Source organism: Paenibacillus filicis (genome assembly GCF_038070315.1).
Taxonomy (GTDB): Bacteria; Bacillota; Bacilli; order Paenibacillales; family NBRC-103111; genus Paenibacillus_G; species Paenibacillus_G filicis.
The window spans coordinates 265887-287293 of record NZ_JBBPCC010000003.1 but is presented as its reverse complement, the minus strand read 5'-3'; the positions used below and the strand labels follow the sequence as shown (position 1 = coordinate 287293).

Annotated in this window: 20 protein-coding genes; 12 read left to right on the top strand and 8 right to left on the bottom strand. The window is 55.4% G+C overall.

Annotated elements, in window-relative coordinates:
• Position 1: 1 nt before the first annotated feature.
• From cyoD to WMW72_RS07630, 6 genes are all read left to right on the top strand, one after another.
• Positions 2-361, top strand: coding sequence for a cytochrome o ubiquinol oxidase subunit IV (gene cyoD, locus WMW72_RS07655; RefSeq protein ID WP_341414841.1), 360 nt, complete (start codon positions 2-4; stop codon positions 359-361).
• Positions 362-641: 280 nt separating this feature from the next.
• Positions 642-1988 (top strand): extracellular solute-binding protein, encoded by a 1347-nt coding sequence (locus WMW72_RS07650; RefSeq protein WP_341414840.1) that lies wholly within the window; start codon positions 642-644, stop codon positions 1986-1988.
• Positions 1985-3787 (top strand): sensor histidine kinase, encoded by a 1803-nt coding sequence (locus WMW72_RS07645; RefSeq protein ID WP_341414839.1) that lies wholly within the window; start codon positions 1985-1987, stop codon positions 3785-3787. The genes WMW72_RS07650 and WMW72_RS07645 overlap by 4 nt, the downstream gene beginning before the upstream one ends.
• 6 nt (positions 3788-3793) lie before the next feature.
• Positions 3794-5422, top strand: a complete 1629-nt coding sequence (locus tag WMW72_RS07640) for a response regulator (RefSeq protein WP_341414838.1) — start codon at positions 3794-3796, stop codon at positions 5420-5422.
• Positions 5423-5426: 4 nt separating this feature from the next.
• The gene (nagZ, locus tag WMW72_RS07635; RefSeq protein ID WP_341414837.1) at positions 5427-7061 is read left to right on the top strand and encodes a beta-N-acetylhexosaminidase; all 1635 of its coding nucleotides are present in this window, start codon (positions 5427-5429) and stop codon (positions 7059-7061) included.
• A 147-nt stretch (positions 7062-7208) separates the two neighbouring features.
• A complete protein-coding gene (locus WMW72_RS07630; RefSeq protein WP_341414836.1) occupies positions 7209-7730 on the top strand; it encodes a hypothetical protein in 522 nt (173 codons plus the stop codon).
• Between the two features lie 165 nt (positions 7731-7895).
• Here the strand turns inward: WMW72_RS07630 and WMW72_RS07625 are convergent, their stop codons facing one another.
• Together WMW72_RS07625 and WMW72_RS07620 are read right to left on the bottom strand one after the other, a co-directional pair.
• Positions 7896-8702, bottom strand: a complete 807-nt coding sequence (locus tag WMW72_RS07625) for a histidinol-phosphatase (protein WP_341414835.1) — start codon at positions 8700-8702, stop codon at positions 7896-7898.
• Between the two features lie 9 nt (positions 8703-8711).
• Positions 8712-9614: a LysR family transcriptional regulator gene (locus WMW72_RS07620; protein WP_341414834.1), complete on the bottom strand. Its 903-nt coding sequence runs from the start codon at positions 9612-9614 to the stop codon at positions 8712-8714.
• Between the two features lie 177 nt (positions 9615-9791).
• Here WMW72_RS07620 and WMW72_RS07615 point away from each other — a divergent pair, with 177 nt between their 5' ends.
• Both WMW72_RS07615 and WMW72_RS07610 read left to right on the top strand, forming a co-directional pair.
• Entirely contained in the window at positions 9792-11354 is a 1563-nt protein-coding gene (locus WMW72_RS07615) for an MDR family MFS transporter (RefSeq protein ID WP_341414833.1), read from the top strand.
• 15 nt (positions 11355-11369) lie between these two features.
• Positions 11370-11933 carry a PadR family transcriptional regulator gene (locus tag WMW72_RS07610; RefSeq protein ID WP_341414832.1) on the top strand — a complete coding sequence of 188 codons (564 nt, stop codon included), beginning with the start codon at positions 11370-11372 and terminating at the stop codon, positions 11931-11933.
• 68 nt (positions 11934-12001) lie between these two features.
• On the opposite strand, the gene fabF is transcribed toward WMW72_RS07610, so the two are convergent.
• Entirely contained in the window at positions 12002-13240 is a 1239-nt protein-coding gene (gene fabF, locus WMW72_RS07605) for a beta-ketoacyl-ACP synthase II (RefSeq protein WP_341414831.1), read from the bottom strand.
• Between the two features lie 159 nt (positions 13241-13399).
• On the opposite strand from fabF, the gene WMW72_RS07600 reads away from it, so the two are divergent.
• Positions 13400-14260 (top strand): helix-turn-helix transcriptional regulator, encoded by an 861-nt coding sequence (locus WMW72_RS07600; RefSeq protein ID WP_341414910.1) that lies wholly within the window; start codon positions 13400-13402, stop codon positions 14258-14260.
• A gap of 98 nt (positions 14261-14358) precedes the next feature.
• Here WMW72_RS07600 and WMW72_RS07595 read toward each other — a convergent pair whose 3' ends face one another.
• From WMW72_RS07595 to WMW72_RS07575, 5 genes are all read right to left on the bottom strand, one after another.
• The gene (locus tag WMW72_RS07595) at positions 14359-15984 is read right to left on the bottom strand and encodes an MDR family MFS transporter (protein ID WP_341414830.1); all 1626 of its coding nucleotides are present in this window, start codon (positions 15982-15984) and stop codon (positions 14359-14361) included.
• A 50-nt stretch (positions 15985-16034) separates the two neighbouring features.
• Positions 16035-16466: a MarR family winged helix-turn-helix transcriptional regulator gene (locus WMW72_RS07590; protein WP_341414829.1), complete on the bottom strand. Its 432-nt coding sequence runs from the start codon at positions 16464-16466 to the stop codon at positions 16035-16037.
• 140 nt (positions 16467-16606) lie between these two features.
• Positions 16607-17398, bottom strand: a complete 792-nt coding sequence (locus WMW72_RS07585; RefSeq protein ID WP_341414828.1) for an HAD-IIA family hydrolase — start codon at positions 17396-17398, stop codon at positions 16607-16609.
• A gap of 20 nt (positions 17399-17418) precedes the next feature.
• On the bottom strand, positions 17419-19242 hold the full coding sequence (locus WMW72_RS07580; RefSeq protein ID WP_341414827.1) for a sensor histidine kinase: 1824 nt from the start codon (positions 19240-19242) through the stop codon (positions 17419-17421).
• A complete protein-coding gene (locus WMW72_RS07575) occupies positions 19235-19927 on the bottom strand; it encodes a response regulator transcription factor (RefSeq protein ID WP_341414826.1) in 693 nt (230 codons plus the stop codon). The genes WMW72_RS07580 and WMW72_RS07575 overlap by 8 nt, the downstream gene beginning before the upstream one ends.
• Positions 19928-20151: 224 nt before the next feature.
• Between WMW72_RS07575 and WMW72_RS07570 the strand changes: the two genes are divergently transcribed.
• The 3 genes from WMW72_RS07570 to WMW72_RS07560 all read left to right on the top strand — a co-directional run bounded on the left by WMW72_RS07570 (position 20152) and on the right by WMW72_RS07560 (position 21371).
• A complete protein-coding gene (locus WMW72_RS07570) occupies positions 20152-20646 on the top strand; it encodes a cysteine dioxygenase (RefSeq protein ID WP_341414825.1) in 495 nt (164 codons plus the stop codon).
• A 222-nt stretch (positions 20647-20868) separates the two neighbouring features.
• Positions 20869-21051, top strand: coding sequence for a hypothetical protein (locus WMW72_RS07565; RefSeq protein ID WP_341414824.1), 183 nt, complete (start codon positions 20869-20871; stop codon positions 21049-21051).
• A gap of 131 nt (positions 21052-21182) precedes the next feature.
• Positions 21183-21371 carry a hypothetical protein gene (locus WMW72_RS07560; RefSeq protein ID WP_341414823.1) on the top strand — a complete coding sequence of 63 codons (189 nt, stop codon included), beginning with the start codon at positions 21183-21185 and terminating at the stop codon, positions 21369-21371.
• The last annotated feature ends 36 nt before the right edge of the window (positions 21372-21407 follow it).

The window sequence follows — 21407 nt, the reverse complement described above, 5'->3', positions numbered from 1 at the left end:
GATGGCAGGATCCAAAACAACGCATCCTTCTGCTGGAGGACATGGCGGTGAGCATCACGGTGCCGGCGGCGCTCACGGCTCGCTCAAGTCCTATGTGATCGGCTTTATTCTGTCGATCGTGCTGACGATCATCCCGCTGGTCATCGTACTGAACGGGATGGTAGGCCGTACCGGCACGCTGATCATCATCCTGCTGGCAGCCATCCTGCAGTTTGGCGTGCAATTGCTGTTCTTCATGCATGTGAAGGAAGGTCCCAATGCACGCTGGAATATCATGGCCCTGGTCCTGGGATTGATCATCCTGCTGACCATCGTCGCGGGTTCGATCTGGATCATGACTTACAACGCCGTTGCTCACTGAGCCGGCCAGCTACGATTAAGCTCACAACCGATGTCGGGTGCGAATACCCGGCATCGGTTTTTTTGTATTTGTCCGGCAGTAGTCATATTGTTCAGGTTCCCTGAATTGGTTTATAGTAGCAAGTAAGCGCAATAGAATCTAGCTATATGATCGCAGCCGAATGCAAAGCGGATTGGAGAAATTTATCCCGCCATCAGCGAAAAATGTCCCCTCTCTCGCAACGCAAGACATACTATAATCGAAAAGAACACCTAAGATAGCCAGTGACGGAGGGAAGCCGGTGAAATCAAAAACTGCCGCTGGGTGTGTCACGCTTGTGGTTGTACTCTGCATGCTTGCAGGCTGCAGCATCGGCTCCGGGCTGCTGACTCCGGCTAAGTCCGGTCTGCCGTCCAGCGACAAGACCCAGCATATCAAGCCGTTTACCGTCACGCTGAGGCATACGCAGGTGAAGGACCAGGACAGGCTGCGGCTCCGTATTCTGGAAGATGTGGCCGCCAAGCTGGAAGAGAAGGTACCTGGGCTGAAGGTAGAGCTGGAGGGGATTGAGGATAAAGTCAACCGCTTCGAGAAGCTCCCGGCCGAGATGGCTGCTGGCAATCCCCCGAAGATTTTCGATTTGTTCGGCGGGGCGGATACACGGAAATATGTCAAGGCGCGGCGGCTGCTCGATCTGACGCCGATTTTGGAGGAGCTGGGGCTTCAGAGCAAGTTCTCCAGCCTGGATGAATTCACGGTCGACGGACATGTCTACGGGCTTCCGACGGCATCCTTTGTCGAGGGCGTCTTTTACAACAAACGCATCTTCCGGGGACTGGGCGTCTCGGTCCCTCAGACGTGGCAAGAACTGCTGGATATTGCGTCCAAGGCGAAGGAAGCGGGGATTACTCCGTTTGCGTATGCCTCTTCGGATGCGTGGGCGATCAACATGATGCTCAATACGCTATGGGTACGCACGGCAGGACCCGAATCGGTCGAAGGCTTTGTGGACGGGTCGCGGAAATGGACGGATCCTGATGTGCTCGATGGCTTCCGGCGCTTCGAGCTGTTGGTCGACAAGGAGTATCTGCAGAGCGGGAGTCTCGGCCGCAAGTATGCGCAGCAACATCAGACGTTCCGGTCCGGTGAAGCGGCGATGCTGTTCGACGGAAGCTGGGCCAATGCTTCGCTGCTGGACCCCGAGCAGTCCAGGATTATGGATGATATCGGTTTCTTTAGCTTCCCGAGTGCCGGGGGGAAGGGTGATGATCTGATCAACGGCAGCCATTCCAATGGCTACGGGTTTTCATCGAACCTGAACGACCGGGAGTACAAAGCCATCGTTGAATTTATCAAAATTATGTACAGTGACGAGATACAAAAGCGCCAACTGAAGGAATCCGGCATTTTGCCTGCGATGAAGCTTACGGATATGACGGGTATTCATCCGATTATCGGAGTGCTGCTTGAGGCGTCGAAGAATAAGACGTTCCCGGCCTTCGATTCCATCGTGCAGGCGAAGGTGCGCGAGACGCTGGAGACCTCCATGCAGGAGCTGCTCGGCCGCAGGCTGACGGCAGAGCAGGTGCTTCAGCGTATGCAGCGGGTTCAGGAAGAGGCCAACCAAGAGCTGAGGCGACTGCCATGAATCTGAGAAAAAAAGTATTTTTGGGCTTTCTCGCCTTTATCCTTGTCCCTTTCTGCGTGCTGGGCGCCATCACCTATTTGCTCTCGCAGCACATCATTCAAGAAAATTATGCCGAGCAGTCGGAATTTACGCTGAAGGCCGTTGGCCGCAATATCACCTACGTGCTGAAGGAGGCCAACTACTTCTCCGAGGATTCCATGCTTCGCGAAGATATCCAGCGGGTGCTGCGGTCCGACCGTCTGGATCAGGTGAGCCAAGCGGAGTATGAGCGGCTGCTGCAGCGCACGTTTCTAAAATTCTCTCCTTCCTATGCGATTACGCTGTACAGCCTGAACGGCAATACGTACAGTGAGGGCAAGATCGGATACCGCCGTTATCCGTACGAATCACTCATCAAGCACCCCGTGCTGCTCGAGGCATTCCAGCTGAACGGCATTCCGCGGTGGATCGGGCCTTACGAGGACCCGGAGATTACGAACAATCCGTCGCTGTTTACCCAGATCCGTGTGATCAACGATATCTACACGCTGAACAATATCGGGATCATGCTCCAGCAGTTTCAATTCAACGAGCTTCATGAAATTTTTAACTATTTCGGAACGAACCATAGCGACGATGTCCGCTTCATGATCGTCAATCAGGACGGCTTGATCATGGTCGATAACAAAGGCAAGCTGGGCGGGCAGAGCATTCACTCCCTGACAAAGAACAAGCTGGAGCTGTCCGGCGAGTACACCAGCCGCAAAACAAAGTTCGAGGACGTGGAAAGCGTCGTTTCCGTGCATCATCTGGCTCTGGATAACTTCGGAAGGATGAATTGGAGCGTCGTGTCCGTCACTCCGTGGGCGTATTTGTCCGGCCGCTCCGAGCAGGTGATGCTATGGATCGGGATTATCACGGCACTGTGTGTACTCAGCGCGCTGATGTTCAACCTGCTGTTTGTCGGACGAATCATCAAGTTTATTCTGTACGTGGCCGGTTCCATGAAGAAAGTCGAGATCGGCGATCTTTCGGTCCGGGTGAAGCCCGCAGGCAAGGATGAGACCAATGTGCTCGCCCGCGGCTTCAATAGCTTGATCGAGCGGATCGATACGCTGCTGGTCGAGGTCAAGCAGGAGCAGCAGCGCAAGAACAAGGCGGAGCTGATGCTGATGCAGGCGCAGATCAAGCCTCACTTTCTCTTCAATACGCTGGAGTCGATCAATGCGCTTGCTGCTCAAAATGAAGGGCGCAAGGTAAGCCGGATGGTCCAGCGTCTGGGGACGCTGCTGCGGGTAAGCTTTTATCAGAAGGAAGAAATTCCACTGTCCATGGAGATCGAGCATCTGACCAATTACCTGGAAATTCAGAAGTACCGCTTCGAGGATTGGTTCGATTATGAGATCGATGTACCGGCCCACCTCGCTTCGACGCCGATTCTGAAGCTGTCGCTGCAGCCGCTGCTGGAGAACAGCATCCAGCATGGGTTCGAGGAGTCTGACGAGGAGCACTGGGGGGCTGGGGGCAAGAAGGGCTTCCTGCGCATTGCCGCCGAGGAAACGGAGCAGGCCGTGATCGTCTGGGTGGAGGATAACGGGCCGGGAATCCCGGAGCAAGTACTGCTTCGTCTGAGCGGAGGGGTGGCCGCCATGCTGACGAAAGGCAAGGAGGAGGCTCCCTCCGAGCGTGTCGGACTGGGGATTCCCAACGTAGCCGACCGGCTGCGCATTCATTATGGCAACCGGTACGGCCTGATGATTTGTACGGAGAAGGGCAAGGGCACGTGGATTCGCTGTTCGATACCTAAACAAAGCTGGTGATAAGGCTTGAAGATCAAAGCAATGCTGGTCGACGATGAAATCAACATCGTCCGGAATTTGGAGAAAATCATCCCCTGGGAGCAGCTGGAGGTCGATGTGATCGGCACTGCTTCCAATGGGGCTAAGGCGCTTGAGCTGGCCGCCGAGAAGCATCCGGATCTCATTCTCTCTGATATCCGGATGCCGGTGATGGATGGGATCGAGCTGCTGAGGCAGCTTCGCGACCGGGGCTATGAGGGGCAGTTCATTATGCTGACCGGGTTCCAGGAATTTGATTACGCCCGGTCTGCCATCAAGTACGGAGCCTGTGATTATCTGCTCAAGCCGATCGATTATGAGGAGCTGGAGCTGGTGATCGGGCGCTTGGCCGGGGAAATCCGGGAATATAAGCAGCATCAGCTCAGAGAATCCACCAAGTGGCGGGAGATTTCCGAGCTGGTCTATGAGAAGGTGCTGCTGGATCTGCTGATGGACTATACGTCCTTTCCTCTACACCGTCTGCTTGACGAGGAGGACCGGTCCTGGCTGGACCCGTATTACGCGATACTGCTGATCGATCTGGACGATTATTCACAGATCGCCAAGCAGGATGAGCGGGAGCGCAAGCTTGTCCACTTTGCGGTACGCAACGTGCTGCAGGAGGCGCTTCGCTCGGAGGTGGCCGAGTATGCGGTGCTGCTGACGCGCGAGGGGGAGTGGTGCATCCTGATTCCTCTTCCGTCCTCTTACAAGGACGATGCCTCTGGAATCCCTCAGGAGATGCTTGGGCACTGGTCAGAGCAGATCCAGACCGCCGTCCAGCAGTACGTTAAGCTGTCGGTCAGCGTGGGTGTATACCCCTCAGTCGTCCCCGTTGAGCTGCTGGCGGAGGCTTATCGCCGTACGCAGCGGGGACTCCAGCTCGCGCTGGAGAACAAGCAGATCGTCTGGATCGAGTCGGCATCCGCTCCGGACGGATCGGGCAATACGTACTGGGACGTGGCGGATGGCCTGGTCGGCGGGCTGACGCAGGGGGACCTTGCCCGGATCGAGCAATCGCTTGAGGAGCTGAACCGCAGCTTGAAGGAGCTGGCGGGGCAGGGCTCGATGCGGATCGAGCAGATGCTGCACTTCCTCAATCTGCATCTGCTGCGCGAGATGAGGTCGATCGGTCTGCTAGACGGCGCGCAGGAGAAGAAGATCTGGACGAAGCTGGAGGAGTCGACAGGCGTGAAATGTCTGGTCGAGTGCATCCATATGCTCGTGCAGGAATGCCAGCAGACAAGCGCCGGGCGCCGCAAGACGCCTGAGCTGCTGATGGCTTCGGCCCGGGACTATATGCAGAAGCATCTGTCGCGGGACCTGGGCCTCGATGAGCTGGCCCAGCATCTAGGCATCAGCTGCAGCTATTTCAGCCTGCTGTTCAAGCAGCACCATCAGGAGACCTTTCTTGAGTATCTGACCCGGGAGCGGATGGAGCTGGCCAAGCACATGCTGCTGACGAGCGAGAAGAGCGTGACGCAGATCGGCAAGCAGGTCGGTTATGCGGAGCGGAGATATTTTACGAAGGTCTTTCATAAATACGAAGGAATGACGCCCTCGGAATTCCGGGAGCGAATCAAGCCTGGAGCTGCAGGCGAAGAGACGGAGGAGTAAGGAAATGGGGAACAAGGTCTGGCAGGCGGGTGAACTTAGTTTGAGGCAAAAAATCGGGCAGCTGCTGATGTGCGGCTTCCCGGGGAAGGCGCCTTCGGAGGAAATACGGAAGCTAATTGCCGAAGACGGGATCGGCGGCATTATTTACTTCCGCCGCAACCTGGAGGAGCCGGCCCAGGTGGCGGCGATGTCGGCTGGCCTGCAGCAGACGGCCGAGCAGGCGGGTCTGCCTCCGCTGCTGATCGCGGTCGATCAGGAGGGCGGGATGGTGACGCGGATCGAGCGGGGTGTAACCGTCATGCCGGGCAATATGGCGCTGGGCGCGATCGGCGATCCCGAGGCGGCCTATATCGCTGGCAAGGTGACGGGAACGGAGCTGCGCCAGATGGGCATCAATATGAACTTTGCCCCGTCTCTCGACGTCAATAACAACCCGGATAATCCGGTCATCGGGGTGCGTTCCTACGGAGGGAGCGCGGAGCTGGTCGGCGAGCTGGGCTGCTCTGCCGTGCAGGGGCTTCAGGACGCCGGTGTAGCGGCAACGGTCAAGCACTTCCCCGGGCACGGGGATACGGGCGAGGATTCGCATCACGCGCTGCCGACGGTTCCCCATGACCGTGAGCGGCTGGATGCGCTGGAGCTGGCTCCGTTCCGCCGGGCGATCGAGCAGGGGACGGATGCGGTGATGACCGCGCATGTGCTCTTCCCGGCGGTAGAGCCGGAGAAGCTGCCGGCGACATTGTCGTCCCGCGTTATCGACGGGCTGCTGCGTCAAGAGCTCGGTTACGACGGCGTCGTCGTGACGGACTGCCTGGAGATGAATGCGATCGCCAAGTTCTACGGCGTCGGAGAAGGGGCTGTGAAGGCCGTGGAAGCCGGGGCCGACCTCATCCTAGTGAGCCACCGCTACGGGCTTCAGCGCGAAGCGCTGGATGCGCTGGTGCAGGCTCTGGCATCCGGCCGGATCACGGAGGAGCGGATCGACAGATCCGTCGAGCGGCTGCTTGCGCTCAAGAACCGCCGCGTGTCCGCCGAGCAGCCGCTAGCTGAGCTCGAGTCCGCGGCGGCGCTGGAGCCGGGTAGCTCCCTGGCGTCGCAGACATCGCTCAAGCTCGCCGAGCATCTGAGCGAGCGGAGCATTACGCTGGTCCGGGGCGCGGAGCAGCTTCCGCTGGATAGCGGCAAGCCGGTGCTGGTCGTCTGGCCGGAGGTGCGCGTCGGCTCCGAGGTCGATGAGGTGCTGCCGCGCGAGCAGTCGCTGGGCTACTGGCTCGAGACGAAGCAGCTCGACGTGCGCGAGGAGCGGATCGGAGTACGGCCGACTGCAGAGGAAGCTCTGCAGGTACTGGAGCTGGCCGCTGGCACGGAGCAGGTCGTATTCGTCAGCTACAACGCGGCCTTCTTGCCGGAGCAGGCGCAGCTAATCCGGTCACTGGCAGCACAGCCCGGCATCCGGCTGATTGTCGCGGCTGCGCGGATTCCGTTCGACATCCATGTGCTGCCCGAGGTCCAGACGTACCTGGCTGCCTATGAGAATACGTCGCCAGCGATGCGAGCGCTGGCGCTGGTGCTTACAGGCGATCTGACCGCCCAAGGGCGGCTTCCTGTTTCGCTCAACGCCGGCACCTTAACTCCTTAAACGGGTTCGTGTCAAAGACCTATTTTGCCGAACGTGGGAAGGGACCCAATCGGACCCGCAGGCCCGGACATATGCTAGGGTAGAGCCACCTGGATCAAGACGAGTAGGGGTGAACCGGTGGTCAGCGGAAGGAAGGGTGTACGACGTATGAGCAAACAACAACGCGCATCCGGGAAGCATCGGGCTTCTTCCTCTGCGGCAGGACGCAGGGCAGCGGGAAGCAGGCCGGTCCGTAAGCCGAGAATTGCCAGACCTCAGCCGAGGTTGAATACGGCGGAGATCCAAGGTTTATATTCACCGTTCGGTCAAGGCCAGACTGCGGCGTTGGGCGGCGGTGCCGCCGCTGGGGCAGCCGGAGGAGCAGGTGCCGGCGAATTAGCCGGAGCTGCGGGAGGCGGAGACTTCCTGGCACTTTTCAATCGTATGGGCGGTCTGGACGGGATCTTGTCCACGATGGGCAAAGTGCAGAAGATGGTGACGATCTTCAAGCAGTTTGGTCCGATCTTCAAGCTGTTCGGGGGCGGCTTCGGCCTAGGTGGCCTTGGTCTCGGCGGCCAAGTGAAGACGGCGTCGCTAAGGCGGCCTAAGGCACGCCAAGCAGCAGCGGGGCGTTCCTCAGCTGCGTCAAGCCATCGGCTCCGCGTCAAGCCAAAGGGCAGCCTGCGCTAATCGGCTGTAGGCTTGAACCGAACCGAGCCGAGTTGCGTGCCTGGGCAAGGAAAGCATGGGTTGGAGAGAGTGCGAAGGCAAGTCGCCAAAAAAAGGGCTGATGCCCCTGCAGAATTAATCTGCCGGGGGCATCAGCCCTTTTGCCGTTATCCTGCTGCGGCCCGCTTAGAGCGCTACGCGATGCGGACGCTTTTCCTTGAAGTAGACCCATTCCTTGTACCCGATGCCCTTGAGTGTGGCGGCGACTTCGTCCCAGTCGTCGCCTACCCGATCCGGTACGTGAGCATCAGAGCCGAAGGTGACTGGTACGTTGAAGTGGAAAGCCCGCTCCAGCACCTCGTGGATCGGGTACCAGCCGCCGCAATCCTTGGTTTTGCCGGAGGTATTGATCTCGATCGCGACGCCGATCTCGCCGATGACCTTCAGCGTACGGTCGACGGCTTCGGTCTTAATGTCTGCGAATGCAGGGTAGAAGCCGCGCATCGCATCGATGTGTCCGAGAATCTGGAACATGCCGCTGCGGGCAGACTGTTCGATTAGATCATAGTAGATGTTCTTCTGCTCGACCTGCTCAGCCTCGGACAGCCCTTTCCAGCGTTTGCGGTTGAAGATGCTTACGCCTCCGGAGAGATGAACCGAGCCGATGATGTAGTCGAACGGATACTGGGCGTATACCGCTTTATACACCTCAGCATGCTCGGGGAAGAAGTCCGATTCAACCCCAAGCAGCACGTCGATGCGCCCTGCGTACTCGGCCTTCAACTTCAAGACCTCATCGATGTAGCGAGCGAATTCGCTCTTGGGCATGGTGATGCCCGGCTGTGCATGATCCTCGGGACTGGCGAAGTAGGGGGAATGGTCGCTGATGCCGATGACCTGAAGACCATGCCGGATGCCGGCTTCAACATAGTCACGGATCGTGCCGACCGCATGACCACAGCGCTCATGATGCGTATGTAAATCGAATTTCATAGCTTATGCTCACTCCGAACCTATGAATTGGATTTCCTGCATGCCCTTCAGGTCGAGCAGGAATTGATGCAGCGCCGAGCTGAGGTAGCGGCCCGACTTGTACACAACACCGACAGGGTGGCTGATTTCCAGCTCGTTCACCTTGATCATCTTCAGGGTGCCAAGCCGCAGTTCATTTTGAATGGACAGCTTGGATATGATGGCGGCTCCGAGGTTGAGCTCAACCATCCGTTTGACTTCCTCGCTGCTGGACAGCTCCATCACCGTCTGAGGCGTGATGTGCAGCAGCTTGAATACTTGATCGACGAATCGGCGTCCTGCCGTTTCGGGAGACAGCATGATCAGTGGCAGCTCATGAAGCTTCTCGATAGGCACATGCGAGAACCGGGCTAGCGGATGCGCAGGCGCTACCGTGAGCTCGAAGGTGTCGTAATACAGCACCGAGCTCTCCAGAGACGGCTGCTTCTCGAACAAGTAGGTAATGCCAAGGTCGATCGTTCCGTTCTCGACACTCTGCATAATCTGTGAGGTCGACATCGAGTGAATGGTCGTCTTGATCAGGGGGAACTGATTTTGAAAGTAAGACAGAACCCGCGGCAGGATCTGCATCGCGATCGAAGTGGTCGTACCTAGATGAATATGACCTTGGGGGGTCTGATTCAAGTCAGCCAGCCGCTGCTTCAGATCCTCGACAGTTTGCAGAATCATCTCGGCATGGTCGAGAAATACACGTCCGCTATCGGTCAAAGTGACAGGCTGGTTCCGGTCGATCAGTACGGTCTTGAACTCGTCCTCCAGACTTTTAATCTGGGCGGATACGGCCGGTTGAGTCAAATTAAGCACTTCTCCGGCTTTGCGAAAACTCATCGTTTTGGAAATGGTAATAAGCGTTTCCAACTGGTTCAGGTTCACGTCGTACCTCCTCTCCAAAGGCGTGAACGTGCACGGTCTTGTCACGTTTAATTATATGATAACGGGGAGTGAAGGGCAAACTACAGGACAAGTTCCTTGATTTATTCTCTTGCTTCTTACTCAAATTTGAGTATAATCACTTTAGGATTAAATTATTCATTGGTATGGAGGTTTCAGATGGAAGCTAAGAAAAAGTCCAATATTCCCTGGACGGTCACAGGTCTGATGCTGGCCTTGCTGCTCGCTTCGCTGGATCAGACGATCGTCTCGACGGCGATGCCGACGATACTGGGGGAGCTCGGGGGATTGGATCAGTTTGTCTGGGTATTCTCCGCATATCTGATTGCCAACGTCGTAGCGATGCCGATCTTCGGCAAGCTGGGGGATATGTATGGACGCAAGCTGTTTTTCCTGATCGGTCTGGTCGTCTTCATGATCGGCTCAGCGTTGTGCGGCACGTCGGATTCGATGCTGCAATTGATCATCTACCGCGCGATCCAGGGGATCGGGGGCGGGGCGCTGATGCCGATTACGTTCGCCATTATCTTCGATATTTTCCCGCCAGAGAAACGGGGCAAGATGCAGGGGCTGTTCGGAGCAGTCTTCGGCATATCGAGCGTACTCGGGCCGCTGGCCGGCGCGTATTTCACCGATTACGTCAATTGGCAGTGGATTTTCTACATCAATCTGCCGCTGGGCGTGCTGTCGCTAGTGTTCATTTCGCTGTGCTATCATCCTGCTCTTCCTAAAAACCCGAACCAGAAGATCGACTGGCTCGGTACCCTGGTCTTCGCGGCAGCGGTTATTTCGCTGATGCTCGGACTGGAGCTCGGGGGCAAGGAATATGCTTGGGGTTCGGCGACGATTATCGGATTTTTTGTCGCAGCGGCTGCGCTGCTGGTGTTGTTCTATCAGGTTGAGCGCCGTGCTTCTGCGCCGATCGTGCCGTTCCAGCTCTTCCGGTCCAAGCTGTTTACCGCCAGCATGGGCGTGAGCTTCTTCTACGGAACGCTGATGATCTCGGCGGCGACGTATATCCCGCTGTTCGTGCAGGGCGTGTTCCAGGGCTCGGCCACGAGCGCAGGTCTGGTGCTGACGCCGATGATGCTGGGCGTCGTGGCGAGCAGTGCCATTGGCGGACGTTTTCTCGCCAAGGCGTCTTACCGCAATATTATGCTAGGCTCAGCCGTGCTGCTGCTGATCTCCACAATTCTACTCGGAACTGTGTCGGTCGAAACGCCGCGTTGGCTGATTACGAGCTACATGGTCCTGCTTGGGCTTGGAATTGGGGTGCAATTCCCGGTTATTTCGATGTCCTCCGTCCAGAGCGTAAGCTTCGAATACCGCGGCGTCGTCACATCGCTGGTTTCATTCTTCCGTACCATCGGCTCGGCCGTAGGAGTCACCGTGCTTGGAGCGGTGCAGTCGTTTGCCTTGAAAAACCGTATTGCAGAGCTGCTGCCGGGGAATAGCTCGGCCCAAGCGCCTGCCAATCCGCAGGTTTTGTTGAGCGAACAGTTCCGTCAGGCGGTACCTAAGCCGGTTCTTGAGAAACTAACGCAAAGCCTGGCAGATTCGATTGCTTACGTCTTCCAGATTTCAATTATTATCGCCATCCTGGGCTTTATCTTCGTGCTGCTGCTCGGCAAGTCCAGACTGGAGCTCCCATCAGGCGGCGCCCGCAAGCCCGGCAAGGCTGATGAGGGCGAGATACCCGCTCCTCAGCATGGTCACATCTAAGGAAGCCGAACGCTGATGTCGATGAAGCTGGTTATTCTTGGGCTATTGATGGAAGCGGACAGCCATCCTTACGAAATGCGGCAGAAGATGAAGGAGCGGGCCATGCTGCATTATATCAAGATGCAGGAAGGCTCGCTCTACTACGCGATTGATACGCTGGCCAAGTCCGGAGCGGTGGAGCAGGCCGCTACGCTCAAGGACAGCGGCCGCCCCGATCGGACCGTGTACCGGATCACGGAAGCTGGCAAGCAGCTGTTCCACGAGCTGCTTGACGGGCAGTTTGCCGATACCAAGATGGTCTACCATCCGCTGTATGCGGCATTGGCCTTCGCCAGGTACGGTAACCAAGAACGGATCTATGAGCAGCTTCAGATTAAGCTCGAAGAGCAGCGCAGAGCGGTAAGTTCTCTTCAGGAGGTCTATCACAGTCATATCGACGAAGTACCGCGGAGCGTGCTTCATATGATGAAAGGCCGCCTGGAGCATGCCGAGGTCGAGCTGCGCTGGCTGGAGCGGCTGGCTGCCGATGCTAGAGAAGACAAGCTGAAGGATGTCGGTCAGCCGATTGAAGATCATTAGCGCCGTTAGGCGCTTAACAGAACAGGCAGGGCTTCCCTCGTGAGAAGAGGGAAGCCCTGCCTGTTTCATTAGACATAAGCGCGAAATACGAGGACGGCGTTATGCCCGCCGAAGCCGAAGGAATTTGACAGCCCGACTTCTACCGAAGCGCGCCGCGCCTTAAGCGGTACATAGTCCAGGTCGCAGGCCGGATCTGGGGTATCCAGGTTGATCGTCGGCGGGATCAGCCCGTGTCGGATCGTCTGGATCAGGGCGATGGCTTCCGCGCCACCTGCCGCCCCCAGCATATGGCCGGTCATCGACTTATTGGCCGTGAGCGGGATATGATAAGCATGCTGGCCTAGGGCTGCTTTGACGGCGATCGTCTCTGCAATGTCGCCGACCTCCGTGCCGGTGGCATGAGCGTTGACATGATCGACGGCCTCGGGCGGAAGTCCGGCGTCCTGCAGCGCGAGCGTCATCGCGGCGCTGGCACTGCGGCCTTCCGGGTCGGGAGCGACGATATGGTAAGCATCCGAGGTGGCGGCATAGCCCACGAGCTCCGCATAGATATGAGCACCGCGCGCCTTTGCATGCTCGAGCGATTCCAGGACAAGCACGCCGGCGCCTTCGGCCATGACGAATCCGTCTCGTCCGGCATCGAATGGTCGGCTTGCCTGCTCGGGTGCGTCATTGCGCATCGATGCTGCCGAAGCGTTACCGAAGCCTGCGAGCGCAATTCCGTGCGTCGTCGCTTCGGCACCTCCGGCGATGACGGCGTCGGCACCTCCACGCTGAATCAGCTTGAACGCTTCGCCGATAGCGGTATTGCCTGTCGCGCAAGCCGTCACCGGCGCAAGCGATGGGCCTTTGGCGCCGGTCAAGATACTGACTTGAGCAGCGGCCATGTTCGCGATCATCATCGGCACGACGGTCGGGCTGACGCGGCCAGGACCTCGCTCTAGCAGTGTTTTATAATTATCGAGCATCGTATGCAGGCCGCCGACGCCTGTTCCGATGTAGACGCCGACACGTCTTTCATTCGTCTCGGAGATCTCAAGTCCAGCATCGGCAATGGCTTGCTTGGCAGCGACGACAGCAAATTGGCAGTAACGGTCCATCCGGCGGGCTTCTCGTTTGTCCATGGACGCTTCAGGATCGAAATCCTTGACACTCCCTGCGATACGTACTTTATAAGCCGAAACATCAAAAGTATCAATCTGGCTAATCCCGGACGTTCCGGCAGTCAGTGCATTCCAAAACGTCTCCGTGGACTGCCCGATCGGACTGACGACACCCATTCCAGTAACGACAACTCTTGGTACCATTCCAAATCAGCCTCCTTGGCCTAGTGTTAGGACCAGATCCTATGTTCTAATCATGACAGAAGTGTTATCCTATTACAAGTTGCTAGTTATCCTGGTATAATGAATAACATGATGAAGCATCGAATCCAAGTCAAACAAGGAGGTCTCTAACCCGTGACGATGAACAAGGATGCCCGCCTCTCGGCATTGGCCGAATTTCTGTCCGCCCACCGGGCCCGTCTGCAGCCTGTTGATGTCGGGCTTCCAGCGGGTACGAGAAGGCGCACTCCAGGACTCCGCAGAGAAGAGGTCGCTCAGCTTGCAGGCGTCAGTACGACGTGGTATACGTGGCTGGAGCAAGGCCGAGAGATCACGGTATCTACCCAGGTGATGGAGTGTATTGCTTCCGCGCTGAGGCTGAATGAGGACGAGCGGCATTATTTGTTCACCCTGGCCTCTGAGCAGCCGATCCAACCGACGGTTGCCACGGATACGGAAACAGCGGCGCCGATCCCGCCGTCGCTGCAAATGTTGCTGACTGAGCTAGCTTCTTGTCCGGCCATTATCTCAGATCGCCGCTGTCAGATCGTAGGCTGGAATGAAGCGGCCGCCGCCATATTTATGGATTTTAACCTTGTGCCGCCGGAGGACCGCAATCTCATCTGGCTGTTATTTACCCGTAAGGAGTTCCGGGCGCTGGCCGCCAACTGGTATGAGTTTGTTTGCGGCTTCCTGGCGATATTCCGTTACTATTACGGCCGATATGTCGGTGACCCTTGGTACGGTGCTTTTATTGAACGGCTTAGCAAGCAGAATCCAGACTTTGTCTCCCTCTGGAACCGGAACGACGTGAGTCCGGGGCCCGAGGTGTTTATCGAATTCCGCCATGCGAAAGCGGGAAAAATGCTTTTTGACCTTAGTTCGCTACAAGTTCAGGGACAGACGGATTTGCGCATGAGCGTCTACACACCCTCTTTGGGCTCGGACACGGCGCTTAAGCTGAAGCATGTCATGGACAGGCTTAACACCGGAAAAAGCTAATTATGGTGTCTGCAACCTCATGCAAGAAGCCCTCCAGCACTCCGCACGATGCGGGGCAGGAGGGCTTACAGGCTGCTTGCCTTGGCTCAAAGCTACGTTTATCTGGCAGCAACCTCAGGCTGCACAGAGTCGCCGCTCTCTTTGCCGCGCTTGATCAGCTTCACCTTGCCAAGCAGCGGGGTTAGGATAGCTCCAATAAGCACGAATCCAAGGCCGAACCAGAAGACGGCATGGAGAGAATCGACGAGCGCAGACTTGATCACAGGAACCATGACGTTCGTCAGTTCTTGGGGAAATTGCTTCAGTGTCTCCGGATTCAACAGGGCCGAATACAGCGCTTGTGGATTCGTATGAATCGAAGCGGTCAGCTTGTCAACCATAGCCCCGGCTTCCTTAGGCAGCTTCTGCAGCATCGGAACAAGCGTGGTGCTGAGAAGAGTATCCGAACGATTGTTCATCACCACCCCGAGAATCGTCATCCCAAAGGTTCCCCCGATCTGCCGGAAAAACTGGCTGGATGATGTGACGACGCCGAGATCCTTCTTAGGGAAGCTTTCCTGCAGGATTAGGGTTAGCAGCGGCATCACAAGGCCCATCCCAAGACCGATCACCATCATAATACCGCTCGCATACAGCTTGGTAGTCGTCATGTTCAAGGTCGTCAGCATCAGGAAACCGCCGGACATGATGATCATCCCAGCCATCATCTGTAGTCTAGCTCCGATTCGGTAAACCAACTGGCCGCCGAGAATACTGGCGATAATCATCGTAACCATCATCGGGGTCATAACCGTACCCGAAGCAGAAGCGCTGATGCCGACGATGCCCTGCATGAATAGAGGAACGAACATGATGGCGCCGAACATGCCTACGCTCATGAAGAAACCGATGCCGTTCACCACGGTGAATGTCCGGTTTTTGAACAGCTGCACCGGCAGTATCGGTTCAGGAGTTCTGGATTCGATCCTGACAAAGGAGACAAGGGACACGACTGCCAGCACGAACAGGCCGATAATTTGCAAGGAGGCCCAAGGGAATTCCGTTCCTCCGAAGGTCAGAGCCAGAAGCAGCGATACCACGCCTACGATCATGGTAAACATGCCGGCCAGGTCGAACTTGACTGGTCCGGTGGCTTTGTAACTTTGTAGACCAAGCGAGATGAGCAGGGTAGCAATAATACCGACAGGCAGATTGATGTAGAACACCCAGTGCCAGTTCAAGGAATCGACGATCCAGCCGCCGATCTGGGGACCGATGACGGAGGCGAGGCCGAAGATGGCGCCGAACACACCCTGCCACTTGGCACGCTGTGCACCGGTGAATATATCCCCGATGATGATGATCGCCATCGGCATCATGATGCCGCCGCCTATTCCTTGCAATGCCCGGAAGAAAATAAGCTGTCCCATCGTCTGTGACATCCCGCACAGGACCGAGCCGATCATGAAGATAACGAGGCCTGTTACATAAATGGACTTGCGTCCCAGCAGGTCGGCCAGCTTACCTGCGATAGGAACGACTGTGGTCGAAGTCAGCATATAAGCTGTCGTGAGCCAGGTCATCAGGCTCAGGCCGCCGAGCTCCCCGACGATGCGGGGCATGGCCGTTCCTACAATCGTACCTTCGAGAGCACCGAACAGCATCGCAATAATCAAGCCGGCAATCAGTAAGCCGCGGCGCTCAACACCTGCATCCTCCGGTGTGCTTTGCAGCGTTTCCGACATGTTCGATTCCTCCCGTTTTTATAGGTTAGTTTCCTGTAGGAGGGCTTTAGCTATTCCTCGATTTTTTTAACAATTTTCTCGAAGATCGCCAGGAATAACTCCAGCTCGTCCGGTTCAACGTAAGCAAGATACTGTTTTAGCGCTTCATCCCGAATCACCCGCAGCTGCTGCAGAACATCCATACCTTGATCGGTGATGGAAAGCATGACGACCCTGCGGTCATGCCCGTCATGGGTACGCTCCACGAAGCCCTGCTGAACGAGCCGATCAATCATAACGGTGATCGCGCTTGGCGTAACCTCCATCTTTTGGGCTAGCTTGCCACCGGGGCAGGGACCCATCGTGCGAAGCGTATAGAGCATCATCGTTTGAGGGCCGGTCAGACTGATATGCTCAGGAAGACCCAGCTCCGGACCCAGCTTGCGGAACAACGTAAAAAAAGAACGCTCGAAACGTTCGATGTGCGGCTCGCGAGGGGACAATGGAATCGATCCTTTCTTTATTTAAAATTTTAAAACAAAATATTTTAGTTATTAAAATAAATAGTATCACCTCGTTTCTAAAAAGTCAACGACACAGCTAAAAGCTCCCTCGTCGTAACGAAGGAGCTCTGCTTGCTAGGTCAAGGTTCAATCAATTCCTGCAAATGCATGCAAATCCGGTCTGGCCGAATGCCCAGACGACCGATCTGTTCTTCGGCAGCCGCAGGGTCCGTGATCAGCCCGGTCAGCATGAGAGCGGTCTTGCTGCCGATCGAAATGCCGCCCTGTATATCGGTAGATAAATTGTCCCCGACGGTCCATATCTCCGAAACAGGCAACCCCAGCTTGTCTACGGCAGCCTGCATGATGATCTGCGAAGGCTTGCCGATCACGATAGGCTTTACACTCGAGGCCCGCTCGATCGCGGCTCCTATGGAGCCAGCCCCTGGTGTCAGCTCTCCATTCCATGGCAGGAGATGGTCAGGGTTCGTGAGGACGGACACCGCTCCTCTCCGCAGATAGGAGGTTGCAGCTTTGAGCTTCCCGTAATCGAATGACCGATCGATGCCTTGGACGACAGCACTGACGGTTCCGGGCTCGTCCTGAGGGTCTGCCAGCTCGAAGCCGGCTTCCTCCAAGGCTGACCTTAGGCCCAACTCCCCAATGCAGAACACGCGACTAGTGGGAAGCCGGAGCTGCTGCAGGTGCCGGGCAGCAGCTTGGGAGGAGGTCAGTACTTCCTCTGGGAGCGCCTCGATGCCTGTCGCCTTGAGATGATGAGCCACCTCCTGTGGTGTTCGTGAGGAGTTGTTGGTCAGGAACACAAAGGGATGACGTTTGTCGCGCAAATGACGGATAAACTCGGCGGCTCCAGCTATCGGTTTGTCTCCGTTGTACAAAGTTCCATCTAAATCCAATAAATAGCCAGGCATACGATCAGTTCTTCCTTTCCTTAGTATACGAGCTTCAGTTTAACATAAAAATGAATCTCGCCGTCAGCCGATTCGGCCCAAATCTCTCCATCATGCGAATCTATAATGCTCCTCGCGATAGCGAGCCCCAGACCGGAGCCCCCGGTTATCGAACTTCGGGCAGGATCTATGCGGTAGAAGCGGTCGAATAACTGCTCAAGCTCCTCCCGGGTCATGGCATCGGCCTTATTGCTGACGCGGATCACGGCACAGTTTCCATCTTTGGCCAGCCCGACAGCTATCGTACCGGGTTTCGGGCTGTATTTGATCGCATTGCCCAGGAGATTGTCGAAGACGCGTATCATCTTGTCCACGTCGGCATTCACCTTCAGCCGTTCATGAGGAATGCTGCGCACCAGCTTCAAACCGTTCTCCTCACTCAAGGTGACATACTCCTCGAGCAGTTGATCCAGCAGTTCATTGATGGCTACACCGCGTTTGTTAAGGGGCACATCTTGATTCGACAGCTTCGTATACTCGAATAGATCGTCAATCAAGCCCTTGAGCTTCTCGGACTTATTGTAGGCGATGGAGATGTAGGAGGCTTCCTGCTCCTTGGAATCGTAGTTTTTGTCATGAAGCAGCCGCAAATAACCCATGATCAGTGTAAGTGGGGTGCGCAGGTCATGCGAGACGTTCGTGATCAATTCATTCTTGAGCCGTTCGGCTCGGCGTTCCTCTTCCATCTTGAACTGAAGGTCGTCGACCATCTGATTCATGCCGCGGGCCAGTGCCCCGAGCTCGTCCCGCGAACGCTCTACGACCCGGTGATCGAGATTGCCTGTCGCGATAATCCGGAGTCCACCGGCCAATTCCTCCACATAGCGCATTTTTTTCTGAGTGAGGAAGTAAAAGAGAAAGATGAAGAGAGCCAGCGCGCTCAGCAAAGAAATCGGGCTTCGCTCTTTGGTAAAGCTGATTTGAGGCTCAGGGATGGCGCTTACGACCAGATACGATTTTTGGTTGTTGTAAGTCACGGGATAGAAGCTGGAGAACTCAGATCGGGAGTAGCGGTCATAGCTGTTGCGGGTATCCATGGCATTGCGTATTACGCTGTGCACATCTACATAGGTTTCAGGCGCATTATCGCTTCGGAATACGACTTTACCCTCGAGATTGGTGATCACGACCTTATATTTTTCATTAGTAGCCAGTCTTTTGACATTGCTCTGAAAAGAAAGCAGCCTGAAATCGTTGATCTTCTTCAACTTCTCCGCCGATTGCGAAGCTTGCCGGTTCGCAGAAGCGGGCGGTGTTGCCGTTGGTTGTCCGCTCCCTTGAGCTGGATTGCCGGAAGCTCCTGAGGTGCCCTCCTGAGTAGGGGTGTTCAAGCTGCTTGAAGGAGACGCTGAGCTGCCGGATGGCGTTGGTGTAGCCATTGCTTGGCTGGCAGACTGGGAAGCGGCAGGTTCGATACTGGGGGGAATATTGTTCGGAACCTCATGCGGAACAAATTCCTCGATATCGTGCTCATCGGCAGGCTCCAAAAGCCTGACCAGTTCCCGGGCCTCACCATCGATCCGCCGGATGCCGGAGGAATAATCGATGACGGTGCCTTTATTAAGCTTGCCGAATAGCTCAGAGCTGAGGCCATAGAACATCAGTGCTGCCAAGAAACAGACCGCGAAGGTAAGAACAAGCTGCAGGCGGATGCTCTGCTCCACATGCTTGCGGACCATCCGGTAGATGTCCATGAGGAAGTAGATCAGTGCCCGGATCAGATTAAACGGAAACCAATTGAAAGGAAACCTTTGCAGCACCGGTTTTTTCAGCTTTGGAAGATGCGCCTTCTTATTCTTATTCAACTTTATATCCAACTCCCCACACCGTTTTAATGAATTTGGGCTTACGCGGATTATCCTCGATCTTCTCACGAATTTTCCGGATATGTACCATGACCGTATTGTCAGAATCCAGATAAGCTTCCTTCCAGACCGCCTCATAAATCTTCTGGATGCTCCAGACCGTACCGCGATGCCGGGCGAGCAGCTCCAGGATGGCGAACTCACGCGGTGTGAGCTTGATCTCGCGGCCGTCCACCTTCACCTCATGCGTAGCCGTGTTAATTGTCAGCTCATCAACCTCCAGCTCATGATCCTTGTGTGGTTGACCGACATTCAGGCGTGTGTACCGGCGCAGCTGAGATTTGATCCGGGCGATCAACTCTAGCGGATTGAAGGGCTTGGACAAATAATCGTCAGCCCCCGTACTGAGGCCCAGAATTTTATCCATATCCTGGCTTTTGGCAGAGAGCATGATGATCGGCATATTTTGATCCTGGCGAATTTTAAGACAGGCTTCGATCCCATCCATCTTGGGCATCATGATATCCAGTACGATCAGATCTACCTTTTCTTTCTGCAAAACAGACAAAGCCTCCACGCCATTGCCCGCCCGAAGCAGGCGGTACCCTTCATTTTTTAAATAAATTTCCAGCAGATCGATGATTTCCTGTTCATCATCCACCAATAAAATAGTTGGCTGCGCCATCAAAGGCTGGCCTCCTTTTTATCAAACTTTTTACTCAGTATAGCTTCTAAATCTTAACAAGTGCAGTGCCCTTTTCTTAAAACATTCTTAAAATCGCTGAACTTATTCGGAAGAAGGGATCGAATGGCAGGGACATTTACCTAAAGCCCGGCATACGAATAGGTAAATATAAGATAAATGAACTTGTTTTGATCAATGATTTGAATCATGGAGGGTGATCTTAAATGGTCTGCTTCGAAACGCTCGAGTGTACGCTCAGATCAAGCAATCAAGCTGTATCTTCGCCACGGATGCTCCAGCAATGGATTCAGGATTGGAAGGTCCCGATGGAAGCATTGGGGGAGATTCCCGAGCCTTATGAGCTGCCCTACGGCAGAAAAAGCTTGTTTCACAGCGATGCCATGGATGTCGTGCTCGTCCATCTGCCTCCGGGAACCCAGACCTGGATTCATGATCATGGCCGTTCCGTGGGCTGTGCGGTCGTGCTGGAAGGCCGATTGAGCAATCGGATTTTTACCCTTGATACCTATGGGTTCCCGCAGCTTCAAAAAGAATACTCCCTAGCTGCGGGAGAATGCCTCCTGGCTCCTAAGCGGCAAATTCATCAAATGCATAATGCGGGTCCGGACCGCACGGTATCGCTTCATATTTACAGCCCTGCGCTTAAAGACACCCGAAAGTTCCGGGAGTATGAGGATGCACTGGATTTTGTGATCTGACTAAGATTGAAGGTAGGGAAGCGCAGCGCGGGCGTGGGTAGCTCCGAAGGGAGGGTGAGGGTGAGGGGATGCTGCTTGGATGCTCTATGTGCTGTAGCCCCTCTAGCGGGTATATGTCCACTATCCCCTTGGCTCAGGATGAGTAAAGATCGCGTGCGCTCTCTCGATGGAATGCAAAGATAAGGCCGATTCAAAGGAATGCAAGATATTCTCGACTGAACCGTGCATAGAGAACAAAGAAGTAGGAAGAGCAAGAAGAGCAAGAAGAGCAAGAAGAGCAAGAAGAGCAAGAAGAGCAAGAAGAGCAAGAAGAGCAAGAAGAGCAAGAAGAGTAAGAAGAGCAAGAAGAACGAGAAGAGCAAGAAGGTAAGCAGAGTAAGGAAGGTCTGTAGAACAAGAAGATAAGGAAAGCAAGGAGGTAAGGAAGGTAAGGAAGGTCTGGAGAACAAGGAAGGTAGGAAGAGCGAGAAAAGTAAGGAGAGCAAGGAAAGACAGTAGAACAAGGAAAGTAGGGAGAACAAAGGAAGGTAGGATTGATGAAAGGTCTGGAGAATAAGAAAGGCATTAAGAACGAGCAAGGTATGGAGATCCAGGAAGATATGGAGAACGAGCAAGGTATGGAGATCCAGGTAGATATGAATAACGAGCAAGATATGGAAATCCAGGAAGATATGGAGATCGAGGAAGGCTTTGAGATCTGGGAAGCAGGAAGAGCTGAGAAGTGAAAATTGCCACTTGATTAGTTCCAGGATTGTTATGAC